General features: G+C 29.3%; 15 protein-coding genes. 7 read left to right on the top strand and 8 right to left on the bottom strand.

Going from position 1 to position 22,249, the window contains the following annotated elements; translation table 11 throughout:
- Nucleotides 1-146 precede the first annotated feature (146 nt).
- Both KI686_RS02855 and KI686_RS02850 read left to right on the top strand, forming a co-directional pair.
- Complete coding sequence (locus tag KI686_RS02855; RefSeq protein WP_237587746.1) at nt 147-2,888, top strand: outer membrane beta-barrel protein; 2,742 nt, start codon at nt 147-149, stop codon at nt 2,886-2,888.
- Between the two features lie 84 nt (nt 2,889-2,972).
- Nucleotides 2,973-3,875 (top strand): YihY/virulence factor BrkB family protein, encoded by a 903-nt coding sequence (locus KI686_RS02850; RefSeq protein WP_237587745.1) that lies wholly within the window; start codon nt 2,973-2,975, stop codon nt 3,873-3,875.
- Between the two features lie 126 nt (nt 3,876-4,001).
- On the opposite strand, the gene KI686_RS02845 is transcribed toward KI686_RS02850, so the two are convergent.
- The 8 genes from KI686_RS02845 to KI686_RS02810 all read right to left on the bottom strand — a co-directional run bounded on the left by KI686_RS02845 (nt 4,002) and on the right by KI686_RS02810 (nt 15,500).
- Nucleotides 4,002-6,440: a fibronectin type III domain-containing protein gene (locus KI686_RS02845; protein WP_237587744.1), complete on the bottom strand. Its 2,439-nt coding sequence runs from the start codon at nt 6,438-6,440 to the stop codon at nt 4,002-4,004.
- A gap of 385 nt (nt 6,441-6,825) precedes the next feature.
- Nucleotides 6,826-7,011 carry a YgaP family membrane protein gene (locus KI686_RS02840; protein WP_237587743.1) on the bottom strand — a complete coding sequence of 62 codons (186 nt, stop codon included), beginning with the start codon at nt 7,009-7,011 and terminating at the stop codon, nt 6,826-6,828.
- Nucleotides 7,012-7,029: 18 nt separating this feature from the next.
- On the bottom strand, nt 7,030-7,335 hold the full coding sequence (locus KI686_RS02835) for a hypothetical protein (protein WP_237587742.1): 306 nt from the start codon (nt 7,333-7,335) through the stop codon (nt 7,030-7,032).
- 93 nt (nt 7,336-7,428) lie between these two features.
- Nucleotides 7,429-10,623 carry an efflux RND transporter permease subunit gene (locus KI686_RS02830; RefSeq protein ID WP_237587741.1) on the bottom strand — a complete coding sequence of 1,065 codons (3,195 nt, stop codon included), beginning with the start codon at nt 10,621-10,623 and terminating at the stop codon, nt 7,429-7,431.
- Between the two features lie 109 nt (nt 10,624-10,732).
- Nucleotides 10,733-11,812, bottom strand: coding sequence for an efflux RND transporter periplasmic adaptor subunit (locus KI686_RS02825; RefSeq protein ID WP_237587740.1), 1,080 nt, complete (start codon nt 11,810-11,812; stop codon nt 10,733-10,735).
- A 78-nt stretch (nt 11,813-11,890) separates the two neighbouring features.
- On the bottom strand, nt 11,891-13,195 hold the full coding sequence (locus KI686_RS02820; protein WP_237587739.1) for a TolC family protein: 1,305 nt from the start codon (nt 13,193-13,195) through the stop codon (nt 11,891-11,893).
- A gap of 179 nt (nt 13,196-13,374) precedes the next feature.
- Nucleotides 13,375-14,478: an alpha/beta hydrolase gene (locus KI686_RS02815; RefSeq protein WP_237587738.1), complete on the bottom strand. Its 1,104-nt coding sequence runs from the start codon at nt 14,476-14,478 to the stop codon at nt 13,375-13,377.
- 38 nt (nt 14,479-14,516) lie between these two features.
- On the bottom strand, nt 14,517-15,500 hold the full coding sequence (locus KI686_RS02810) for a helix-turn-helix domain-containing protein (RefSeq protein ID WP_237587737.1): 984 nt from the start codon (nt 15,498-15,500) through the stop codon (nt 14,517-14,519).
- 304 nt (nt 15,501-15,804) lie between these two features.
- On the opposite strand from KI686_RS02810, the gene KI686_RS02805 reads away from it, so the two are divergent.
- The 5 genes from KI686_RS02805 (at nt 15,805) to KI686_RS02785 (ending at nt 22,241) form a co-directional block, all read left to right on the top strand.
- Complete coding sequence (locus tag KI686_RS02805; RefSeq protein WP_237587736.1) at nt 15,805-18,147, top strand: TonB-dependent receptor; 2,343 nt, start codon at nt 15,805-15,807, stop codon at nt 18,145-18,147.
- 50 nt (nt 18,148-18,197) lie between these two features.
- Nucleotides 18,198-19,475, top strand: coding sequence for a DUF4374 domain-containing protein (locus KI686_RS02800; protein WP_237587735.1), 1,278 nt, complete (start codon nt 18,198-18,200; stop codon nt 19,473-19,475).
- 122 nt (nt 19,476-19,597) lie between these two features.
- Nucleotides 19,598-20,539, top strand: coding sequence for an ABC transporter permease (locus tag KI686_RS02795; RefSeq protein WP_237587734.1), 942 nt, complete (start codon nt 19,598-19,600; stop codon nt 20,537-20,539).
- Nucleotides 20,536-21,486 carry an iron chelate uptake ABC transporter family permease subunit gene (locus KI686_RS02790; RefSeq protein WP_237587733.1) on the top strand — a complete coding sequence of 317 codons (951 nt, stop codon included), beginning with the start codon at nt 20,536-20,538 and terminating at the stop codon, nt 21,484-21,486. The genes KI686_RS02795 and KI686_RS02790 overlap by 4 nt, the downstream gene beginning before the upstream one ends.
- Nucleotides 21,483-22,241: an iron ABC transporter ATP-binding protein gene (locus KI686_RS02785; RefSeq protein WP_237587732.1), complete on the top strand. Its 759-nt coding sequence runs from the start codon at nt 21,483-21,485 to the stop codon at nt 22,239-22,241. Before KI686_RS02790 ends, KI686_RS02785 begins: the two co-directional genes overlap by 4 nt.
- The last annotated feature ends 8 nt before the right edge of the window (nt 22,242-22,249 follow it).

The raw sequence follows: 22,249 nt of genomic DNA, 5'->3' as shown, positions 1-22,249 counted from the left end.
AAAAAATATTTTGCAAATATAATTATTTATTTAGAATAAATAAAAATAATATACATATCTAAAATTACTTTAAAACATAAAGTTCTGTTAAAGAAGAGTAAGTATTAGATTAATAGTTAAATATTTGCAAAAATTCCAAACCAAAAATGAAAAAAAAACTAATCTTAATTTGTATTTTTCTAAGCACAATTGCTTATTCTCAAACTAAAAAATTTTCTATCTCTGGTATTATTAAATCACAAGAAGACTCAGAGTTATTAGAATCTGCAACAGTACATGCAGAAAGATTAAAAGATAGCAGTATTGTTTCTTATACAATTTCCGAAGCAAATGGATCTTTTAACCTTGTAGGAGAAACAGGAGACTCTAAAGTAAAATTAGTAGTATCTTTTATAGGATTTCAACCTTATTCTAAGATAATAGATGTAAAAAATCAAAATCTAGGCGATTTACTATTACAAACAGAAAACTCTCTAGACGCCGTTGTTATTAGATCTAGCGCACCAATAACCATAAAAAAAGATACATTAGAATTTAATGTAAAATCTTTTAAAACAAAGGCAGATGCTAATGTAGAAGATTTATTAAAAAAATTACCTGGTGTAGAAGTTGATAATGAAGGTGCAATTACAGTAAACGGAAAATCTGTTGATAAAATTTTAGTAAATGGAAAACCTTTTTTTGGTAACGATCCTACCATAACTACAAGAAACTTAACCAAAGATATTATAGAAAAAATTCAAATATCTGACACAAAAAATAATGCGCAGGCTTTTTCTGGTGAAGATTCTGACGGAGAAAACAAAACAATTAATCTTACTATTAAAAAAGAAAACAACAAAGGATACTTTGGTAAAGTTGCCACAGGTGCTGGTACAGATAAAAGATATGAATACGCCGGTATGGGTACTCGCTTTCAAGGCACAGAAAGAATTGGTCTTTTAGCTGGTGGTAATAATATAAACTCGCCTGGTTTTAGTTTTGGTAACCAACGTTTACAATTTGGCGGTAATAATAGAAGTTTTGGTGGTGGACAAGGTATTGTAACCTCTAACAATTATGGATTAAACTACATTAATTCTTTTGGAAAAATATTTGAATTTTCTGGTGATTATTTTTACAAAAACAGTGAATCTGACAATAAATCTGCAATAAATAGAGAAACATATTTATCTGATGGTACAAGTTATTTTAGCAATTCAGAAAGTACTTCTTTAAATAACAGCGATAGCCACGAAGCTAGTATAGATTTTGAAATAGAAATAGATAGTACTTTTAGAGTAGATATTGAAAGTGATTTTAATAAAGATTTAAATACCAACAGATATAATAGTGCATCAGAAACTTTTGATAATAGTAGATCTCTTACAAACGACTCCGAAACTTATTCTGTTGCAGATTCTGATAAAACATCTTTTAATAACGAACTTAATTTTACAAAAAGATTTGGTAGTAGAGGCGCTTTTTTAAGATTAGAATTAACAGGTAATCTTAATAAAACAGAAAGTGAAGATTTAGTAAAATCTGAAACCAATATTTATGGTTCTGATGCAGAAGAAATTATTAGAGATCAGTTTTCTGATGGTGATGTAGACATAAAAGAACTTGCTAGTAAATTAACCTATCGATTACCTTTAATTAGTAGAAAATTCTTTTTAGATGTTGCTTTTTCTACAAGTAACACAAAAACTAAAAACATTAGAAGTACTTATGATTTTGATGAAACTACAAATGATTACACAAACTTTAGTGATTTACTAAGTACAGATTTTGAATATTCTGATAAAGTAAACAAACCAATTTTAAAATTAGAATTTAAAAACGAAAAATGGTCTGCATCTACACAACTTGCTTTAAATAACAGAACATTAGAAAATTCTGATTTTTTAAGACCAGAAACAAATCTAGAAAGAGAATTTAACAATTTAGAATATGCTTTAAATGTTCGTTTTAGAAAAAACAGAACAAGTAGATATAGAGTTAGATATAATTATAGAAATGACATACCAAGTTTATCTCAATTACAACCCTTTAGAGACGAATCTAATCCGTTAAATATAGTAACAGGTAACCCATTATTATCACCTTCTAAAACACACAGCATAAGGTTAGGTGCTTCTAATTTTAATTGGCAAAAAAGAACAGGGTTTTGGTCTTTTGCAAACATAACTTTAACAGATGATAGAGTTGTTGCTAAAACAATTATAGATACAAGTACATTAATTAGAGAAACAACTTACGCAAATGTAGATGGATATGTATCTGTAAATTTTGGAAGTAGTTATAGCGCAACTAAAAAATGGGAAGATTTTGGAAGCTTAAAAACAGATTTTACTCTTTTTGGTAGTTATAATAAAAACATCAACTTTAATAATGGAGTACAATACTCAAGTGAAATAACTTCAATTTCACCTAAAGTTGGTTTCGATTTTTCTTGGGATGAAGTTTTACAATTAAGACCAGAATACACAATTTCTCTAAGTCAAAATAGATATGATATAGATAGTTTTACTAATAACGATTTTATTAGCCATAATGTTAACATTACTACTTCTACAAATTTTTTAAAGAAATTTGAATGGTTAAATGATGTAAACTATAATTACAACCCTAATATTGCAGATGGATTTCAAAAAAGTGCTTGGTTTTGGAATACAACATTACGTTACTCTATATTAAAAGATCAAGGTGCTATTAGTCTAAAAATCTATGATATTTTAGACCAAAATACAAACGCTCGTAGAGTTGCAACAGAAGATTATATTCAAGATTCATCTAGTACGGTATTAAATCAATACGCAATGCTAAGCTTTACCTGGAAATTTAATAGTTTAGGAAGTGCTGGTAAAAAGTTTGAACCTAAAGAAAGAAGAGGTTATAGAGGGTAAATTAAAAAACCCATCTCATTACAAATAAACATTTTAACATAGCTAATTTACAGAATAAAAATTTATTCTGTAAATTAGCTATATATGACTGGTAAAGAAGATAAGCTAACAAATAAAAAATTTAAATTAAAACACTTACCCCAATTATTAGTTACAAGTGCTAAATCTTGGTTTAATGATGCTCCTTTTAATAAAGCTGCAATTATAGCTTATTATGCCATATTATCATTACCTGCTCTTCTAATTATAATTTTTAATTTAGTTGGATCTATTTGGGGAAAAGAAATAGTAGAAGGACAAATTTTAGACGAAATATCTAAAGCAATTGGTGCTGAAACAGCAGGTACTATTAAACAAATGATGATAAATGATGGAGATCAAAAAACTTCATTTTTCACAACAATTATTGGTATTGCAACTTTAGTTTATGGTTCTTCTGGTGTGTTTTTTCAAATACAAAATATCTTAGATAGTATTTGGGATGCTAAACCAAGATTTAAAAACGGAATTTTAGAAACTGTTTTTGTAAGATTAAAAAGCTTTAGTTTTATTCTAATTATTGTTTTTTTATTATTGATAAGTTTAGTTTTAACATCTTTACTAAGTACTTTTGAGCAAAATTTAAAACAAATTCTATCTAACGATTTAATAAACTCAATTTTCACCTTAGATATTTTTATTTCTCTAGCATCAATCTATTTTGTTTTTGCAGCAATGTTTAAGGTTTTACCAAATGCCAATGTGCCTTGGAGAGCTGTTAGAATAGGAGCTTTTTTAACATCTCTTCTTTTTGTTGCCGGTAAATATTTATTAGCAATATATTTTAGCGAGTTAGAACCAGGCTCTACTTATGGTGCCGCTGGCTCTATAATTTTAATAATGTTATGGGTTTCTTATACTAGTTTAATTTTATTTTACGGAGCACATTTTACAAGAGCATATTCAAAAAAATATCTTTTAGAACAACCTAAAAAGATTGTGGAATAATTTTTATGATTATACAACAACTTTAACATTAAAATATCTTAATAGTTTACACCAACAAACTACCTTTTTAAAATAAAAAAGCATCCATAATTTATGGATGCTTTAAATAAATATATTGAATTAAAATTATTTTTTTACAACTCTGTAAACACCTAATTCTTTTCCAACTTTAACCTTAACAATATACACACCTGTTAGTAAGTTTGACATATCTACTTCTGTACTTAAAACATTTGGTTGAACTTTTAATACCTCTTGACCTAATAAGTTATATACAGTTAATTCATCAATATTATTATCTTGTGATTTAAAGTATAATTCTTCATTTACTGGATTAGGATACATTTTAAGTCCTTCAATTACATTATCTTTAAGAGAAAGTGTACTACTTGTAGTAATTTGAAAGTTATCAACAAAAAAATCATAGCTTTCACCATCATTTACTAAGCCATCTGTTGCCCATATTGCAAACTTAACAGTAGATGCTTTACTTGTATAATCAGAAACATCTATTTCAACGGCTTCTTGTTCTGGGTTTTTTGGTAGATTTTCTGCATCCCATTTTTTAAGACTCACCCAAGTATTACTGCCTGCAGGTAAAATTAACACATGTACCTCATCATCAGAACCCATAGAGGTTGGATCTGATCCAAAAGAAGGTACTAAAGCAACATCTAGATTTAAGAAATATGTTGTACCCTGTGTTAAATCAAAATCAGGACTAATTAACCAGTCTTCAGAGTTTTTATAATGTAACTTTACTTTTGCTGAAGATCCATTTTCTGAGTTTGGATCACCTGCAAAATAACTAGTTCTACTCCAACTCCCAGACGTACCAGAAGGTCCTTCTTCAATTGAACCATTACCAGCTTCTGACCATAAATTTCCAGGGAAATCACTAAAGTCATGTAAATATGGTGGCGTAATAGAAGGAATATCTTCTGTTGTAAAACGATGTTCACTACATCCTTGTGACAATGAACCTCCATTAACTGCAACTACACCCCAATAATAAGTTGTTGCATAATCAAGATAAGAAATAGTATAAGTTGTGTTAGTTGTTGTACCTATTGATTGTAAATATCCACTATTTGTTCCAAAGTACACTTCATAACTATCAAATGGTTCTCCTCCAGAAGGCATATCCCAAGAAACTGTAACAGAATTATTAACAAGTTCTACGTCTGTAGAAAAATTAATCGGTATTAGATTTTCTGCACAATCTGGTGCTTCAGGAAAAGTATACTCTGCTAAACAAAAACTAATATCTGAATAATCATCTACATAAGCTGGGTCATTTGTTGGGTTTCCGTAATCATAAACTTGAATTACTAACTCATCTCCTATTTCCCAACCACTTAAGATAGTGTCATCAGGAGCAAATGAAGATTCACATGTAACAAGAGATGTACCTGCAGAATTCCATATTGCTATACCCGGTTCACCTAAACCATCATTCCATAATAAAGCTTCAGATGTTGCTGTCCAAGAATAAAATCTATCTCTTCCAATACTTAATCCTCCACAAGTATCGTACATACCACTTTCTGTAGTTCCATCAGCTGTAAAACCAAAATTAAATGTTGAACAGCCTGCTCCTTCAGCAGAAGGTACGATTGGTATAGCTCCTGAAAAAAGATCATTTGGTGCTGGAGGTATTGGATCTTCTGTTCTAAAACTAAATTCGGTAGCACATTCTGTAGATATACCTCCTGCATTGGCAGGAACAATGCTCCAATAATAAGTAGTAGAATATTCTATTCCTGAAACGATCATACTTGTTTCTGAGGTAGATCCTAAATTAGTTAATTCTCCAGAAGTTGTTCCAAAGAAAACATAATATGAGGTTGGTGCATCTCCTGTAGAAGGCGCATCCCAAGTTAAAGTAATCTCTTCATCAGTAAATTCAATATCAGTTTCATTATCTGCTGGCAGTAAATTTTCTGTACATGATGGTGTAGAAACTGGAGAAACAAGTCCACCAAAAACAATATTAGGAACCCAATTTCTTACAAAAAGTGCGTATGGAGGACTTGTAGGATCTGGATTATTAACATTATTAATATAAGTAAGACTTCTATCTGTTTCTGTTACAAAACAATTAAAATCGTCTCCACTGGTATCTTTTTCTTCATTATTTTCATCTATAGCAATTATTAAATTATCAACATTGTTGTAGGCAAAATCAGTAATATCAACAACAACTTTATTGTTTTCATCTAATGTAACATTACCTGAAAAAACCTGAGTTAAAGTAGAAACATCTACCCAATCATTTCCAGCTTCAAAACTTGTTTTAGATGTATGTCCAATATAGATAGTCCAATCGTTAGAGTTATCTATAGAAGTACCTGTAAAATCCCAAGTTAAAGTTGTAATATCCCCTGCTTCTACTGCTAAAATTTCTGATTGCAAGTAAATTGTCTGCGAATATGTATATTTATAAGACGGTTCTATTGGAATACCTTTTCCAGTAGATGTACCAAAACCTACACTGACTTGAGCTTTCAAATCTATAGAAATGGTAGTTAAAATTAAAAAGAGTAATAACGTAATTTTTTTCATTTATAATAAGTTTTAATAATTGAAACACGAAAGTATAAATTCTTTAATTTTTTAGTAATAAAAAAAATGCATTAATAAATGCTATTTTTATTATATTAATAATTTTTTTCGCTATATTTTATTAAATCACAATCTAATATGTTTTTAACATTTACTTTATTATAAATTACACATTTTAAATTATCAAAAACGCATTAACGAAAAACCACTTAATAAACTTAAAATCAACCACGTATTACAGCATAAAAAACCTTTAAATAGGCTTTTTATATTGATAGTACTACAAAAAAAGTATATCATAAAAAAAGCAACACATAATAAATCTAGATTAAAAAACTAGTGTGGATAACATCTTTAGCTCTTAACTGTAAATTTTAATTAACCATTATTTTTTAACTCCCAATTTCATCAAAATAACTTCTAACAAACACCATTTTGTAAATGCAGATTGTATCATATTTACACCAATAAATACACCAAACCACAACCAATTAACGCTTATATAGTAAGTTAAAAAAACAGTTAATAACACCATAAACCCTACTATCACTCTAAAATATTTATTTAACATTTTTTCTCTTTTTTAAATTTATATAAATCTTTCTATGGGTAAAACAATCGCTTTTAACGGATTGTTTGTTTTTAAATGTTGATTAAATTCTTCAATTAAATTGAATAAATTATCAATCTTTTGTTCTTCTGTAAAAGAGAAAAACAGTGTAGATTCATTTCCACTTTTTTCAGCAGCAAACCAACTAGAGGCTTTTAATATAGTAGGAACATTTTTATATCCATCAATATCTGAACTACTAAAATTTTCAATATTTGCTTTTTTAAATATTTCTAAAACATCTTTTTGATATTCTTCTACGGCTGTAACTAATACTAATTTCATAATTTTTTATTTTTATGCCCGTTCGAACGCAGTCGAGAACTAATTAAATTTTTAGGTTTCTCTTTGATCTCGACTGCGCTCGATCTGACAATTTTATTTATAATTTTTCTTTTCAATCATATAATACACTAAAGGAACCACCAACAATGTAAATACTGTTGATACAATAGTACCTCCCATTAGTGAGATTGCCAGTCCTTGAAAAATTGGGTCGAATAAAATTACAAACGCTCCAATAACCACAGTACCTGCAGTTAATAAAATTGGTGTTGTTCTTACTGCTCCTGCTTCTATAGCCGCTTGTTTAATAGGAATTCCTTCTGCTATTCTTAAATTGATAAAATCGATTAATAAAACTGAGTTTCTAACCATAATTCCTGCTAACGCAATCATTCCAATAAAAGATGTTGCAGTAAAGAAAGCTCCCATCATCCAGTGTCCTAAAATAATACCGATCAACGATAATGGTATAGCAACCATCATTACAACTGGTGCTTTAAAGTTTTGAAACCAACCAACAATTAAAATATAAATTAAGATAATGGCTCCTAAAAATGCGATTCCTAAATCTCTAAAAACTTCTAAAGTAATTTGCCATTCTCCATCCCATTTTACAGTATAATCATCTTCAAAATCTGGCTGACCTAAATACATTTCGTTTAATTTGTATCCTTTTGGTAGTTCAATTCTATTCAACTTTTCTTCCATTCCTAAAATTGCGTATGCAGGACTTTCTAACTCTCCTGCCATATCTGCCATTACATAAACCACTCTTTTTTGGTTTTTTCTATAAATACTTTTTGCGGCAATGGTTTCTTTAATTTCTACTAAATCTGCAATTGGAATCATCATTCCTTGTTTAGATTTTACTTTTAATTGGGAAATATCTGAAATGGTAGATTTTTCTTTTTCATCTAAACTTAACACCAAACCTACTTGATCTACAGCTGTTTCATCATACAACGTTGTAATTGCTCTGTTAGATAAAGCCATGTTCATGGTATATGCAATTTGTTGTGGAGCAACTCCGTACAACATTGCTTTTTCTTTGTTAATTTCAAATTGATATTCTTTTTGATCTGCTTCAACCATCCAATCAATATCAACAACATCGTCTGTGTTTTTTAAAATTTCTTGAACGCTATTCGCAATTTCGATTTGTTTATCATAATCTGGCCCGTAAACTTCAGCAACAATTGTAGATAAAACTGGTGGTCCAGGTGGAACTTCAACCAATTTTACATTAGCATTGTATTTTGCTGCAATTTTCTGAATTTCGGCTCTTAATAATTTTGCAATTCCATGGCTTTGAATAGAACGCTCTTCTTTATCAACCAAATTCACTTGAATATCTGCCATATTAGAGCCACCACGTAAATCGTAATGACGAACTAATCCGTTAAAAGTTATGGGAGCAGAAGTACCTACATAATTTTGATAATTTACCACTTCTGGTCTTGTAGATAAATACTGGGCAATTTCTTGAGTAACCACACCTGTTCTTTCTAAAGTGGTTCCTTCTGGCATATCAATTACCACCTGAAACTCATTTTTATTATCAAATGGTAACATTTTTACAGCAACAGAATTGGTAACAAATAATCCCATAGTTGCCATTAATAACAAAAATGTTCCTCCTAAAAACAACCATCTTTTTGTTCCGTTTTCTAATAAAGGTCTTTCTAATTTATTATAAATTCTATAAATTAAAGTGTCTTCTAAAGGCTTTTCTTTTTTCTCCTCAGCTCCTTTTTTATCTTTTTCTCTTAAGAAAATATATCCTAAATAAGGTGTAATTGTTAAGGCTACAAATAATGATAAAATCATTGCAATTGATGCTCCAATTGGCATTGGTGCCATATAAGGCCCCATTAAACCAGATACAAAAGCCATTGGAAAAACAGAAGCAATTACTGTAAATGTTGCTAAAATTGTTGGGTTACCAACTTCATTTATTGCATACAATGCAGCTTGTTTAAAAGGCAAACGTTTCATCTTAAAATGCCTGTGCATATTTTCGGCTATAATAATGGAATCATCAACCACAATACCTGTAACAAAAACCAACGCAAAAAGCGTAATTCTGTTTAAAGTATAATCTAACATATAGTAGCTTAACAAGGTTAAAGCAAACGTAATTGGCACAGATAAAAATACTACCAATCCTCCACGCCAACCCATTGCTAACATTACTACTAAAGTTACTGCAATGATAGAACCAATAAGGTGTAATAATAATTCAGACACTTTATGAGATGCAGTTTCACCATAATTTCTAGTTACTTCAACGTGCACATCATCAGGAATTAAAGTAGTTCTTAAATGATCTACTTTATCTAAAATAACTTCTGCAATTTTCATTGCATCTGCTCCTTTTCTTTTTGCTACAGAAATAGTTACAGCAGGATATTCTGATTTATAATCAGCAGATTTCTCACTCGCTTTTCCAAAACCTAAAGACACATAATTTTGAGGAATTTCTGGCCCATCTAAAATAGTTGCAATTTGTTTTAAATAAATTGGTTGGTTCTGTTGCACACCAACTACCAAGTTTTCTACATCTGTTACAGAAGTTAAAAACTTACCTGTATTTACTAAAAATTCCGTATCATTTTTATCAAAACTACCCGATGTTAATTGTGTATTATTGGCCTTTATCATTTCAGAAACCGACAAGAAATCTAATCCACTTGCAGCTAATTTGTCTTTGTCTAAAACAACTCTTAACTGACGGTTTCTTCCTCCAATTTTATGAGTTATAGAAACATCATTTACTTTTTTAATTTCTGTTTCTAATTCTTGAGCCATTTGGCTCAACTGAAAATCATCATAATTTTCACTCCACAAGGTTAAACCTAACATAGGTACATCATCAATAGCACGCGTTTTAACTAACGGAAACGTAACACCTTGTGGCATTTTATCCATATGTTTGTTAATCTCATTGTATAATTTTACAAACGAACGCTCAATATCTTCGCCCACATAAAACTGCACAATTACCATGGCTTTTTCGTTCATTGCAGTAGCATACACATACTCTACACCTTTAATATTCGAAATTAATTTCTCTAAAGGTTTTACCACTCTATTTTCTACTTCTGTAGGACTCGCACCTGGATATCCAACAAAAATATCTGCCATTGGCACATCAATTTGTGGCTCTTCTTCTCTAGGAATCAAAAACGAACTGTACACTCCAATCACCATAAAAACGATCATTAGCAACACTGTTAATTTTGATCCTATAAAGACTTTTGCAATTTTACCAGCTAAACCTTCTTTCATATCTCTTCTATTTTTGGGCGTTTTAACAGGCTTTCCGTTTCAATCTTTTTTTGCCATAAATGGCAGCAAAAAAAGGATTTCCACTTCAATCCTTAACGCAACTAATTAGTTATTGAATTGTAATTTTAGCACCATTATATAATTTTCCTTCAGCAGAAAGTATATAAGATTCTGAGGCAGATAAACCAGATAAAACCTCAACTTGATTACCATATGTTCTTCCTAAACGCAACCACCTTAATAAAGCTGTATTGCTTTGACTTACTGTATAAACACCAGATAATTGTCCGTTTTTAACAATAGCTTCTGCAGGAATTAAAACCATAGATGAAGAAGCAGATTTTTCTACAGGAAATTGTACAGTAGAAAACATTCCAGACAAAATAGAAGCGTTTGTTTTTGCTAAATCTATTTTTACTAAAAACTGTCCACCCGTATTTTTAGCAGAACTACTTACTTCACTTACTTTACCTTTTATTGTTTTGTTAATCGATTTTACCAATACATTAACTTCAGTTCCGTTTTTAATTTTAGAAATTTCAGATTCTGGCACCATTGCAATTACTTCAAAATTATTTGATGTTTCTAAACTAATTAAAGGCATTCCAGGATTTGCCATATCTCCATTATCAATATTTTTACTTGTAATTACACCGCTAAAAGGTGCTGTAATATTACTGTATGTAAATTGTGCATTGATTTCGTTTTTCATTTGTTTTGCAGTTTCTAAACCAGCTTTTGCCATTTCAAAATTTACAGTCATATCTTCCATTTCTTTTTGAGAAATACTATTACTTGCCATTAAATTTTTAAAACGATTGTAATTTTTTTCTGCATTATTATAAGCAGTTTGCGCTTGTGCAATTCCTGCATTAACTTGTGCTTTTTTTGCTTCTAAATCACTATTATTTATAGAAATTAATAATTGACCTTTTTTAACTTTATCACCAACATTTACATGAACTTTGGTTACAAAACCCATCATTCTTGTGCTTAAATCTGCACTATTAGAAGCTTGTATTTTTCCACTAACAGACAAAAATGGATTGTTACTATTTTCTGTAATGTTACTAACTGTAACTTTAATTGCTGGCGAGTTATCTTTAACTGCTTTTTTGTCTTTACTACCACAACTTGTTATAAATATTGAAGCTGATAATAAAGTAATTATGTAGATGTATTTTTTCATTTTAATTCGTTTTATTTTTAGGTTTCGATTGTGCTTAACTAGATAAAATTATGTCTCCTCGAGCGCAGTCGAGAGGTGTTATTCTTTAGTTAAAAACTCTAAATAGGTTTGTGTAAAATTGTACTCAAAAATTGTTTGATTGTATTCTAATTGTTTTTGTAAAAACAGGGTTTCTGCTTGTAATAAATCGGATATTTTTTCTAAACCTTCTTTAAATCTATTTTTTCTTATTCTTAAAGATTCTTTAGATTGCTCTACAGCTAAACTTGTTAACTCTAATTTGTTTTTTGCATCAATTAACTGACGTTTCACTTTGTTTAATTCTAAATTACTTTTAGATATATATTGATTGTATTCTAACTTCGATTTCTCTAATTCAGCTTTACTTTTTTGTGCTTTTCCAAAACGTTTTGAGCCTTGAAAAATATCCCAACTTAGTTGTGCACCAATAATGTATCCGTTTGCATCACCAGAAAAAACTTCATCATCATACATTTCATAACTTCCAAAAGCATTTAATCTTGGTAAAAAAGCCATTTTATCTGCTTTATTCATTTGTTCAAATCCTTTTAAAGCAAGTTCCATTGCTTTGATATCAGACCTGTTTTCTGAAATACTTTTATCATCAATATTTAGTGTAGAAATTGTTAATTTTTCTGAAGGTTTGTAAACCACAAATTCTTTATCATTCATTAAAAAAGACAAATAATTCGATGCATTTTGCACATTACTTTTAGCTGCAAATAGTTGGTTTTTAACTTCAGTAACTCTCACCTCAATATTTAAAATATCTGCTCTTTGTAAATACCCTTGTTTAAAACTATTGTTGGCCATTTCTTGATTGGCATTTGCCGTTTCTAATGCTTTTTCTAAAACTTCTACAGCTTTATAAGCCAATTGCAATTGCATGTATGCTTTTTCTACTTCAAAAACCAAATAATCTTGAGTTCTTTTTGTCTTTAAAGACATCGCTTCCATTTTAGATTTTGCTGCTTTTCTTTGATAAAAACCATCTAAATTGATAAGTGGTTGCTGAACTTCTATTTTTGTAGCAAAATTTCTTGTCGTTGTTGGGTCGTTTAACAAAGTTGGATTAAAATCGTTCTGAGTTAAAATTTCTTGATTTAATTTAGACCCAAAAGCCATTAACGGATTTGTTGTAGAAATACCTGTATGACTTGCAGTTATATTTGGTAAAAAAACTGCATTTGTTAGTCTGTAATCTGCCTTTGCTGCATTAAATTCTTCTTTAGAAATTTTAATACTTACGTTGTTTTCTTTTACCTTGGTTAATACATCAATTTTAGAAATTGGTTTTATTTCTTGCGATTGCAAAAACAAAGTTCCTAGGAATAAAGAAAGTATAAATAGTATATTTTTCATGTATCATTTATTTATCTGATACAAAAGTAAGTTGAGGAAAAACTTCTATTTGTAACCTAAGTTACATGCATAAAAAAAGAGTGCAAAATGCACTCTTTTTAGATAATATTAATATTTAGATAATTAAAAAATACTGTTTTTATTAGTAAATAAAACTTTTAAATACTTTGTTTAATTATTTAGTTTTGTTCCCTATTTTTTTCCACAAAATCCATATAACTTCTTTGTGCATTTGCACTATTAGGATAATTTTTACTGTTTTTTAGCAACAACTCTTCTGCTTGTTTATATAAGTCTTGTCTTATACACACTTTAGCTAATTGATCAACCAAAGCTTCATCTGGCACGACATTATAGCCTAATCTTTTTGATATCTGATTATAATGAGAATCTAAAAGTTCTGGAGATTTCATCGCTTTTTTTACTGGCATTTGATATCCTTTAAACACAAATCTAAAAGCATCATATTCTGCAGGTATAACCACAGAACCGTGATCTTCATTATCAAAAAATGTATAATCCCAAATAAAGTTAGCGCTGCTTTTTAAATCATTTAATTTTTTATGCAAAGCAAATAATGCGTTATGATGTTCTTCTCCAGATCCTGGATCATTAGCTTTAGCTACAAATAAAATTTTTCCTTCATGGTTTTTAGTCATCCAATTACCATCCATCGTTTTTAAAATACTTGTATTATTCCACCACATACTTGGGTCTATAGCAATATAAGCATCGTATAAATTAGGTGTATTAACAAAACAATTTATGGTTGCCAATCCACCGAAAGAATGTCCGCTTAAAATTTCGAAACCATTGGTTCTGTAATTTTTATCAACCATTGGTTTTACCTCATTCTCTATAAAACTCATAAACTTCCCATTTCCTCCAGATGTAGAAAAATTGGCACGTTTCCATTCTTTAGGAGTTTCCATTTTTGAAGGTGTTAACTCTTTTGTTCTATCTTTTTGCACAATACCTACCAAAATAATTTCTGGCATTGTAGCGTACAAATTTCTAGTTAACCAATTACGTTGTGCAACTAAATTTTCGAAATGAGAATCGCCATCAAAAAAATAAAGTACCGGATATTTTTTTTGATCATAAATAGTATCTCCGTAACTTTTAGGTAAAGAAATGTATAGTTCTCTAGTATCATCTAATATTGTTGAAGTGATATTTATCTTCTCTCCAATATTAATTTTTTCTTGTGCAAAGGTTTTACTGTTTAAAAAGATACTACAAAGTAATAGCAAGGCTTTACTATATATTTTTGTTTTGTGCATTTGTAATGTACTATTTAGGTATAAAATTATTAGATAAATTAATGAGCTTTTAAGCTACTTGGCAAGAAATTATATTTTCTTTTAAACGCATCTGTAAAATGCTGAGGGTTTTTATAACCAATTTCATAAGCAGCCTCGCTAACCGTGTTACCTTGTTCTACAATTAATTGAATAGCTTTCTCCATTCTTAAACTTGTGGTATAAGAAAATATTGGCCTGCGATAAACTTGTTTAAAATATTGTTTTAATTTGTATTGATTTAAACCTATTAAAATTGATAATTCTGGTATAGTTGGCGGGTTTTTTAAGTTTTCTCTTAATATAGATTCTGCTTTTATAATTTTTAAATAATCAATTTCTACAATTTCTTTTTCAGTAGATTTTTTGGTTTTTATATCATTTAATAAAATGGTTAGCATTTCTATAACCTTAGATTCTAAATATATTTTTTTAATACATCCCTCAAAATTACAGTTAATAATCTCTTGAATAATTATTAACAAATTAGAAGGTATCGGCTTGCTTTTATCCCACATTAAAAAAGGAGTATTGTTTTTTAAAGCTTTACCATAAGCAGAACTGGCTTCCATTAAAGAGTCTCCAAAAACTCTTTTTAAAAACCTTTTATTAAAATTAATTTCTAATGTTTTTCTTTTTGGGCTGTCGTATGTTAAAGTACCTTTTACCTTTGGTAAAAAAAAGAAATTGTAATGACCACTTGGTATGTCTACAGCTAAACTTTTGGCATTTTTAGGAGTGTATTTACTGCTACCTTCCATTTCAAAATGCATTTTCATAAAAGGAAAATCGTGCTCAACATCCATTACAAAAGGTGGAGACAGTTCTTCATTTCTAATAAAGATATGTACACCATCTAACATTATCTTCTTTATGTTAATATTTATCGAAGAACTTTCATAATGTACATCTTCTTCAATTAGATTTCCATTATGATCGCCGTCATCATAGTTTTTCACTATTTTTTTCTCTGTAAACTGATTGCTCTGAAATATAGATCTCATAGTTATTCTTTTTACGTCTTTTTTAATCCAATTTACGTTGGTATTATTCTTCTTAGTTAAAATACATTTGCCTTTATTTAAACTAATTCTAAATTACAAATGTAACATATTTAATTACTTCTTATGCAAGTATCACTTAATAATTTATGTTGATTAACATAGGTTTAACAGCTCTTTTAAAGACAATTATAGTTTTTCTTACATAAATAATTAAAGTAATTATCTAAATAAGTATTTGTAAAACAGATATAGTAAAGTATTAAAAAATACAAGTTTTTAGTTTTAGTCAACTGAATTTAAATTTATGAAATTATATACATTTTTTATTTTTTACCTACTAACAATTACGTTATGTTATGGCCAACAAACTAAAGTATCTGGCGTAGTAATTGATGTAAACGGAAACCCTTTAGCCAATGCTAGCGTTTTTATTAAAAACTCTCCAAACGTAACTTACACAGACTATAATGGTAAATATTCTATTCTTATAGAAAACAAAGAAGCTACTTTAGTTTGTAACTTCTTAGGTTTTTTACAGAAAGAGAAAAAAATTGAAAACAAAACAGGAAATATAGTTATCAATTTTAAACTTGAAAAAGATGCTTCTTTTGATTTAGAAGAAGTGGTTATAGTAGGTAAATCTAGTGTTCGTACTGTTAAAGAATCTGGTTTTAATGCTGTTGCAATAGATGCTACTCCTTTTCATAATGCATCTGTAGATTTGTCTGAAGTATTGCAACGTGCTCCTGGAGTTAAAATACAACAAGAAGGTGGTGTAGGATCTCGTACAAACGTAACCATTAACGGACTTAGCGGTAGACATGTTCGTTTTTTTATTGATGGTATGCCAATGGATGCTATGAGTTCTTCTTTTCAAATTAATAATTTACCTGTAAACCTTGCAGATAGAATTGAAGTTTACAAAGGTGTTGTACCTGTAAATTTTGGGTCTGATGCTTTGGGTGGCGCTGTTAATATTGTTACAAAAAAATCTGCAGGAAGCTATATTGATGCTTCTACTTCTTACGGAAGTTTTAATACTGTAAAAACATTTGTAAACGCAGGTTATACTTCTAAAAGTGGTTTTACAGCTCAAATTAGCGCATTTCAAAATTATTCTGATAATGATTATTTTGTAGATGTTACTATTAAAGATTTCGAAACTAATTTATTATCTCAAGAAACACAAAGAGTAAGACGTTTTCATGATGTTTACCATAACGAAGCTATAATTGCCAAGTTAGGTTTGGTTAACAAGTCTTTTGCAGACCAATTATTATTTGGTTTTACCTTAGGTAAAGAGTACGATGAAATACAACATCCTGCATATTTAAACTTAGCTTTTGGTGAAAAATATCAAATATCTAATACAATTATGCCTTCTTTCTTATATAGCAAGAAAGACTTAATTACAGACGGACTAGATGCTAGTTTTAGTGCCAATTATAATTTTGGTAGCGGGCATAATTACGACCTTTCTGACAGAGAATATAATTGGTTAGGAGATTGGGTTACCTCTAATTCTTTAGGTGAAAGTCAATATTCAGATTACGAATATAAAGACAATAACGGAACTATAAATGCCAACCTTAATTATCAAATAAATGACAAGCATCGTTTAACCATAAACAATGTAGCCAACTTTTTCTCTAGAAAAGGTGATGAAAAAACGCAAGTAGATGATTACATAAATGATCGTCCTAGAGTAAATAATAGAAACATTTTAGGTGCTAGTTTTAATAGCGATATCAACTCTAAATTAAGTACTTCTGTTTTTGGAAAAATGTATTCTTACCACGCAGAAGCATACTTAGATCTTTCTAATTTAAATGGAGTAGAAGATTTTCAAATGGTTACAAAAGAAGAAACCAAGTTTGGTTTTGGTTTAACTTCTACCTATTTCTTAAATGATAATTTACAATTAAAAGCCAATTACGAATCTACACGTAGACTACCTGTTAGCTCAGAATTATTTGGAGAAGTATTTGGTTTTTACGTAGCAAATTTTGATTTAAAACCAGAAGCTAGTAAAAACATCAACCTTGGTTTCAATTATAGTTTAGACATTAATAAAGACAATATTTTTAATATGGATGTAAATCTATTTCATAGAAGAACTACAGATTATATCCGCTTAAATATTAACTATTCTCAAGGAGAAGGAACTTATGAAAATACAGAACTTGTTAAAACATCGGGTATAGATGCAGAAATGAGGTATTCTTATAAAAATCGTTTTACAGCCAATGCAAGTTTTTCTTATTTAGAACCTAAAAACTACACAGAAGGTTCTACGTATTACGATTCTACTTTACCAAATCAACCTACATTATTTGGGCAATTTGGCGCTTCTTATTTTTTAAATGATATCTGGAAAGTTAAAAACCGTTTTGGTATAACATACAACCTTAGTTATGTAGATGAATTTTTATATGATTATGATGTATACCAAGCTTCTAACAGAGCTTTAGTGCCTTCTCAATTATCACACGATGCTAACATGACTTACTCTTGGAAAGAAGGAAAATACAACCTGTCTTTAGATTGTAAAAACCTATTAGATGAAAAATTATACGACAACTTTAGTCTACAAAAACCAGGAAGAAGTTTTTCTGTAAAATTCAGATACTTTTTTGATAAAATATAAATACAATTAAATATTAAATACCATTATAAAAACGAAAATTAATAAATATTATGAAGTCTAAAAATCAAATTTTAAGCTTATTAGCTGTTTCAGCATTACTTTTTTTTACAGCTTGTTCAGATGACAATTCAACTGAAATAGATGACATCGATGATGTAGATGATACTGTTGAAGTATCTAAATATGTTATAGCTGCCTCTTCTGGTGAAAACGATTATCTTGTTTATTCAGACAATATAGATGCAGGAACCACTTTAGATGCTACTGCCGCAGATGCAATACAATCTCCAGGAACAAGAGTTTGGGCTAATTTTGGAGAAGAAGTTTTATACGGTTTTCTTTATAACGGAGCAGATGCTTCTACCTCTGCTTCTTATATTATGAATGAAGATGGAACTATTTCTAAAAGAAATGAGTTAGCTTTAGATGTATCTATTCATACAAGAGGTGTTGTAAATGATGATATTATACTTGTAACTTCAGATAGATTAAGAGATACAACAGTTGCTCAACAAGCCTATTTTTATAAGGTAGATTCACAAACAGATGCATCAACAGAATATACTTTAGTTACAGACGATCTTTTAGAAGATGGAGAAATTGCATATTTTACAGATGTAGCAGAGTATGAAGATCAAATTATATTAGGTGCACGTAGTATTAATTCTAGCTCTTTTTCTTCAGACTATTTTAATAGTACTTATGTTGTTGTTTTAAATGATGACTTTACAGTAAACCAAGTAATAAAAGATTCTGGTAGAACAGGTTCTGTTGCAAGTCAAAAATACTCTCAAGGAGATACAGGTCTAGAGGTTGTAGAAAATGGAGATTTATACGTTTTTTCTGCAGCTCAAACAGATTATGCTACTGCAGCAACTAGTGATGTTCCTTCTGGTATTTTAAAAATTAACCAAGGTACTTATGAGTTTGATGAAGATTATTTCTTTAACATTACAGAAGCTTCTGGTGGTTATAACTTATTTAGATCTTACTATACAGGAGGAACTACTTTTATTTTAGCAATGTATCCAGGAACTGGTGATAATGCAACTTTTGGAATTGATGCAGATCGTTTTGCTGTAGTAGATGTTGCTACAAAATCATTTACTTGGGTTACAGGTTTCCCTGCAGATGCATTAGTTGGTTGGGAATATAGAGTACCTTATTTAGATTCAGAAAACGGACGTTTAATTTTAACAGCAAGTCCATCTGAAACTGAAAATTATCTTTATTCAATAGATCCAGATACTGCAACAGCAACTCAACTTGCAGAAATTATTGGAGAAAGTGCAAAAGCGGTTAGCAAACTTACTTACAAAGCAGAATAAACCTATATTTTTAATATTAAACAACCAATAGAGTCTCGATTAATTATAATATCGAGGCTCTTTCATTGGTTTATATTACATTTAAAAATTATACTTGTTAATACACCTAAACCTACTCTTCTTTGAGAATTTTAACGCTTCTTATTGCACTTGTTTTTTTATCTATACTCTCTCTATTTATTGGAGTTAAAGAAATATCTATAGTTGATATTTTTTCTTGGACAGATAAAGAGTGGTTAATAATGACCATTAGCAGATTACCACGCACGTTAGCTTTAATATTAACAGGAATTGGTATTAGCATTTGCGGACTTATTATGCAGCAAATGACACAAAATAAATTTGTGTCTCCAACAACAGCTGGTACTTTAGAAGCTGCCAAGTTAGGAATCTTAGCAACCTTGATATTTATACCGCAATCTGCATCTATTTATAAGTTAATTTTTGCTTTTGCTATTACTTTTCTAGCAAGTATTATTTTTTTAAAAATAGCAGATAGTATCAAACATAAAAGCATCATTTTTATTCCTGTTGTTGGTCTTCTATTTGGTGGTGTTATTAACTCTATTACTACATTTTTTGCTTTTCAGTTTAACATTGTACAAGATGTAGGCACATGGTTAATTGGTGATTTTTCTGGTATCTTACAAGGTAATTACGAGGTAATTTATATCTGTCTACCAATTGTTGTTCTTACTTATTTTTACGCCAATAAATTTACCGTTATAGGTATGGGAGAAAATTTTTCTAAAAACCTAGGACTAAATTACAGATCTATATTACACCTTGGCTTATTATGTGTTTCTTTATCTATAAGTGCAATTGCTGTAACTATAGGTACAATTCCTTTTTTAGGATTAATTATCCCCAATATAATTAGTCTTTTATATGGTGATAATTTACGACAAACATTACCCTACACAGCTATTTCTGGAGCCATTTTTTTATTGATTTGCGACATTGTAGGGCGTTTAATAATTTTCCCTTTTGAAGTACCTATTGGTATGACAGTTGGTTTAATAGGTGGTATTGTTTTTCTAATTCTTTTATTACGAAAAAAATGAAAATACACATAAAAAAAATAATACTTTTAGTATTAGTAGCCATAGCATTATGTGCACTTTTTTTATCTTACGACCTTCCCTCTAATTGGGGATATTCTTTTGAACGAAGAAGTTACAAAGTATTAGCAATAATTATTGTTTCTTGTTCTGTAGGTTACGCTTCTATTGTTTTTCAAACACTTACACATAATAGAATTTTAACACCTTCTATTATGGGGTTCGAAGCCGTTTACTTACTCTTTCAAACAATTATTGTTTTTTTATATGGCGATAAAACTTTTACAGTAATTAATGACAAAGAAAATTTCTTTCTTTCCATTATATTTATGTTAGGTTTTGCTTTTATCCTTTTTAAATTCATCTTTAAAAAAGAAAAGAATAATCTTTACTTACTCTTATTAATAGGCTTAGTTTTAGGAACCTTGTTTCATACAATAACATCTTTTTTACAACTAATTATAGACCCCAACGATTTTTTAATCTTACAAGGTTCTATATATGCTAGCTTTAATAAAATAAACTACCATTTACTTTGGTATGCTCTTACAGTAATAATAATTTGTTTTGCTGTAGGATTTAGACAGTTTAAATATTTAGATGTGATAAGCTTAGGGAAAGAACATGCCATTAATTTAGGTATAAATTATTTTAAAAAAGTACGTTTTTATCTATTTATTATTGGTGCTTTGGTAGCAGTTTCAACAGCATTAGTTGGTCCTATTATTTTCTTAGGTATTTTAGTTACAAACTTAACTTACGAAATTTTTAAAAGCTATAAACACGCAATACTAATACCTGCTTGCTGTCTAATTTGTATCATTTCTATTGTGGGAGCACAATTTTTAGTAGAACACGTTTTTAGCTTTAACATTGTTATTAGCATCATTATTAATTTTATTGGAGGCCTTTATTTTATGTACCTACTTTTAAAAACTAAAAAAGTATGATTAAAACAACAAACATATCAAAACAATATGGTGATAAAATTGTAGTAGATAATGTTACTATAGAAATTCCTAAAGGTAAAATAACATCTTTAATAGGTAGTAACGGAGCAGGTAAAAGTACTCTTTTAGGTACTATTGCAAGAATAATTAATGCAAACCATGGAGAAATAATTATCAATGAAAAAAATATTACTGACTACAAAAACAGAATATTAGCGCAAGAGTTATCTATCTTAAAACAAATGAATCATTTAGACCTTAAGCTTACCGTTAAAGAATTAGTAAGTTTCGGTAGATTTCCATACTCGCAAGGTAGATTAACAGAGGTAGATCACTTAAAAATTAAAGAGGCAATTGCTTTTTTAAACTTAACAGAATTAGAAAACAATTATTTAGAAGAATTAAGCGGAGGGCAACAACAACGCGCTTTTTTAGCAATGGTAGTAGCGCAAGATACAGATTATATATTGTTAGATGAGCCGCTTAATAATTTAGATATGCGTCATTCTGTTCAGATTATGAAAACACTAAAAGACCTTAGTGTTACAAAAAACAAAACCATTGTTATGGTAATTCATGATATAAATTTTGCTTCCTATTATTCTGATTATATCGCCGCAATGAAACAAGGAAAATTAATTCATTTTAATACCACTAAAAATATAATTAACCCTAAAATTTTAAAAGAAATCTATGATATCGATTTTGAAATTATAGAATCTAACAACAAACTAATTTGCAATTATTACAACTAAATTTTATA

The organism is Polaribacter sargassicola (assembly GCF_021991835.1).
GTDB classification, from domain to species: domain Bacteria; phylum Bacteroidota; class Bacteroidia; order Flavobacteriales; family Flavobacteriaceae; genus Polaribacter; species Polaribacter sargassicola.
Note: the sequence above shows the minus strand (reverse complement) of the source record. Positions and strands in the feature narration are given on the sequence as shown.